Origin of the sequence: Cruoricaptor ignavus (assembly GCF_900141665.1) — a bacterium.
In the GTDB taxonomy this organism is placed as follows: domain Bacteria; phylum Bacteroidota; class Bacteroidia; order Flavobacteriales; family Weeksellaceae; genus Cruoricaptor; species Cruoricaptor ignavus.
In genome coordinates, this window is record NZ_FQYI01000020.1 from 1 (window position 1) to 3413 (window position 3413).

At 28.8% G+C, this 3413-nt stretch carries 7 protein-coding genes; all 7 read right to left on the reverse strand.

Translation table 11 applies throughout. The features are described from left to right. A partial coding sequence (locus BUB43_RS11590) for a transposase (protein WP_143154114.1) occupies nucleotides 1–135 on the reverse strand: 135 nt, incomplete at its 3' end. A gap of 38 nt (nucleotides 136–173) precedes the next feature. Then, entirely contained in the window at nucleotides 174–479 is a 306-nt protein-coding gene (locus BUB43_RS10815) for a hypothetical protein (RefSeq protein ID WP_073181026.1), read from the reverse strand. Next, on the reverse strand, nucleotides 463–876 hold the full coding sequence (locus BUB43_RS10820) for a MauE/DoxX family redox-associated membrane protein (protein ID WP_073181028.1): 414 nt from the start codon (nucleotides 874–876) through the stop codon (nucleotides 463–465). The genes BUB43_RS10815 and BUB43_RS10820 overlap by 17 nt, the downstream gene beginning before the upstream one ends. A gap of 4 nt (nucleotides 877–880) precedes the next feature. After that, nucleotides 881–1888 (reverse strand): hypothetical protein, encoded by a 1008-nt coding sequence (locus tag BUB43_RS10825; protein WP_159430253.1) that lies wholly within the window; start codon nucleotides 1886–1888, stop codon nucleotides 881–883. A gap of 60 nt (nucleotides 1889–1948) precedes the next feature. Beyond that, entirely contained in the window at nucleotides 1949–2125 is a 177-nt protein-coding gene (locus BUB43_RS11320) for a hypothetical protein (protein WP_159430254.1), read from the reverse strand. Between the two features lie 159 nt (nucleotides 2126–2284). After that, a complete protein-coding gene (locus BUB43_RS10830; RefSeq protein ID WP_073181032.1) occupies nucleotides 2285–2869 on the reverse strand; it encodes a Crp/Fnr family transcriptional regulator in 585 nt (194 codons plus the stop codon). Nucleotides 2870–2891: 22 nt separating this feature from the next. Continuing rightward, nucleotides 2892–3413, reverse strand: a 522-nt coding sequence (locus BUB43_RS10835; protein WP_143154119.1) for an IS982 family transposase, incomplete at its 5' end; no start/stop codon positions are given.

Genomic DNA, 3413 nt, shown 5'->3' on the forward strand with positions numbered 1-3413 from the left:
GTATTTCTGGCGCCACTTGTACAAAGTGGCTGTGCTGATGCCGTTTTCCCTTGCCAACTCCTCGGCACTGCGGCCTCCGGAAAACTCCTTTAAAACACCTGCAATCTTTGCAGGACTGAATGTGCTCTTTTTCATTGTCTTGATTACGATTTAAAGTTAATAATTTTATACTTTTAAACCGTACTGTTTTCGGGGGAGCTTACAGTACCAATTTCTCTAATGAATCTTTCTTCAAAAGCGGGAGTAGCAAAATAAAGAGATTTTGAGTTTTTGTTAATGGAATCATATTTTACAAATTCATAACTGAAAGATTTTACATTTTTTGAATTAACTTCAGTCACTATATAATCTTTTTGATATAAAGAATCGCTATAATTGCTTTTAAATTTTAGTTCATAAATAAAACGATGCGTTTGGCAATAAAGTGTATTGCATATAACAAAAAAGACTAAAAAGAAGTATTTATTTTGATTTTTCATATTTATTAAGTGCAATTATAATTATTATTAAAAAGAAAAGGTTAAAAATAATATGTATCTCATAACCCATTTTTCCCAATATGCCACCACAAGAACATGGTATATCTATAAAAAAAGTGTTAAGAATGATTAGGTAAGTCGTAAATAATGTATAAAGTACAAGAGACGTATACAATGCTAATCTTCTGTAATTTTCAAAAAAAATAAAAATTCCTACTATTATTTCTACTATGGGAAAAAATATCGATATTGGTATAATTACAAATTCAGGTAACAAAGGAGATTTATAAAGTTGTAAGACAAAATTATTATTATCTAATAACTTAGATACTCCTGCATAAATAAAGATAACACTAACCAAAAAGCAAATTACATCTATTAAGTGTTTTTTTTTCACTTATTTAGAAATTTTGAGGTTTATTAAATTTGTATTTTACTAATTCATTATCTGCATACAAAACTAAAAAGTTGTTTCCAAGTATCTTATAATCAAATACCTTTATATTATTTCTTGGTGGTAAAGTGAAACTGCCTATATAACTACCGTCAGAAATCTGATACATATCTATTATATCACTATTACTGTCTTTCTTTTGGTCGGAAATATTCGAATGAACATATAAAATATTTCCACCAATTGAAGCTGTCAATTGATGATAAAAAGGATTTTTTTTGAAGGTGTATGCTGCTTTTCTTAATTTAACGACCTCAAGGTTATCATCTCTATTATCAATAGTGGTAAATTTATATTTAAAGTTTCCTTCTGAGTCAAAGCAAAATATGTCTGGTAATAAATATGAAATGAAAAATAACTCATTTTTACCTTTAACAAAAAAACCATCTTGGGTTAGCCCTCCGTCATTTCTATGAGATATTACATCAAAATTTTTCTGAACCTTAAAATCTTTACTGTAAAGCGTGAATTGTTGGTTTATACAGTCAGCAGTTATACATTCTTTTATGACGAAACCATTATCAACTGCAACACCTCTTGTAAAAGGCAACTCAAGTTTTTTTTCCACTAAAACATTACTGTTTTTTAGATTTGATTTGAAAACCGCTCTTTTTGAAGGATAAAACATGAAAATTGAATCGACAATAATTGTATAACTTTCTGGAAAATTATTTTTGATTAAAGCTCCATAGTTGAAAATTAAATTTTCACTTTTTCCTTCAATAAGTGAAATATCCTTTTTTTCGCTGTTTTGTAAGAATATTTCATTGTCAAAAACATCTAATTTATTTGCGCCTTTTTTTAGATTAAAAGATGTTAACTGTTGAAAATTCAAAGAATTCAAATATTTTCTGTTGATTATATTATTTTCATGTTTATTGCTTTTTGACCAAACTAGCAATATTAATATTATGCTAATCACGATACTTACGGTAATTATTATATTTTTTTTCATAAAAATAGTCATAAAAGAGATACCCCAAAGGGGTATCTAAAACTTAAACTATGGTTATATTTACTTTCCTTTGTAAAATACAGAATTGTTATCTCCATCGTAACAACAGTTAGTGCCACTTCCTGGGCAGTTTCTTGCATTACAAGGTGCTTCATCTATTGGGTTAATTGTTAATTGAGCAATTGCTAACCCGCCTCCAAATAATAGGGCTGTGAATAATAAAATTGTTTTTTTCATGATAGTAAAAAAAATTAAAAATTATAAAAAAGTTTTCCTTTCGTTTTTCTTTGGGTTGAATAGGTAAAGTTCCCGCAATTCATAGCTATTGAATGATTTAGATATCCATGACAAATATCATAAAATATGAATATTAAAATTGGGACATTTGTCCCAATTTTATCTTCTTATTAGTTCCTGTTTTGTTCTTATCAAAGTTTTCCTTGAAATCGATAGAAAAGATGCTAAAATACTATCATTTATCCGGTTTTTAAGCGAAGGATAATTTTTATTAAAATAAATTAACCTCTCTAATGGTGTGGATGTTGAAATATGATGATAACGGCGAATGTTGATTGCCATATATTTTTCTAAAATAGCTTGATAAACCTTAGCCAAGTTTTCAGACCCAGAAAGAAGTAGATCCAAATCTTTTTTTGTTATTTGAAGAATTTCAGCATTTTCAATACATTCTATCGTTTCATTATTATCAATGCCGTTTTTGCGAAAACTATCCATGTTGGTTAAAAAACCACTTTCCCATGAAATTCTTCGAGTAAATTCATTTCCATTGCTGTCAATATAAAAAGCCCTCAACAAACCTTTATTTACAAAAAAAAGTTTGTTGCATGGAGAGTTTTTTTCAATTAGAATTTTTTTCTTTTTAATATCAAGAGGTTCAAAGTGAATCTTTATCATCTCTTTTTCCTTTTCTGAAATCTCCTCATATTTTTCTAATAAAATAAAAAGTTGTTGATATTTCATATTATTAACCCGTAGTGCATTATCACGCGAGATTTATTTTTAGGTTGTTTATATTTCTGCCGAAAAGATATTTATTCAGATATTGAATAGTTGTTAGTGTTGCAATTTTAGCCAAAATTCTGGTTTTAAAACCTTGAAAAGTTTTGGCATAGTTCCTTCTAATCATAAATTGGTCACAAAGTTGGGAAAATAACGTTTCGATTCTTTTCCGATATTTTTTGAATTGATAAAACTGTGGCTTGTAGTCTTTTTGATTTTTCCTTTTAGGAGTTTCTAATTCTATATTTACCTCATTGAATAAGTCTAACTGGATGGTTTGGGATAAATAGCCTTTGTCCCCAAGCAACACACAGTCAGACATTTGGAGTTTTATATCTTGCAAGTAGTGGATGTCGTGAACGGATGCGGGAGAAATATCAAAACTCTGAAAAACCCCAGAAATGGAACAGACAGCATGTAGTTTATACCCATAGAAATGCAGGTTCTGCGAAGCACAAAATCCTTTGTTGGGATAAGCATAATCTACATCCTTGCAAATCCTGCT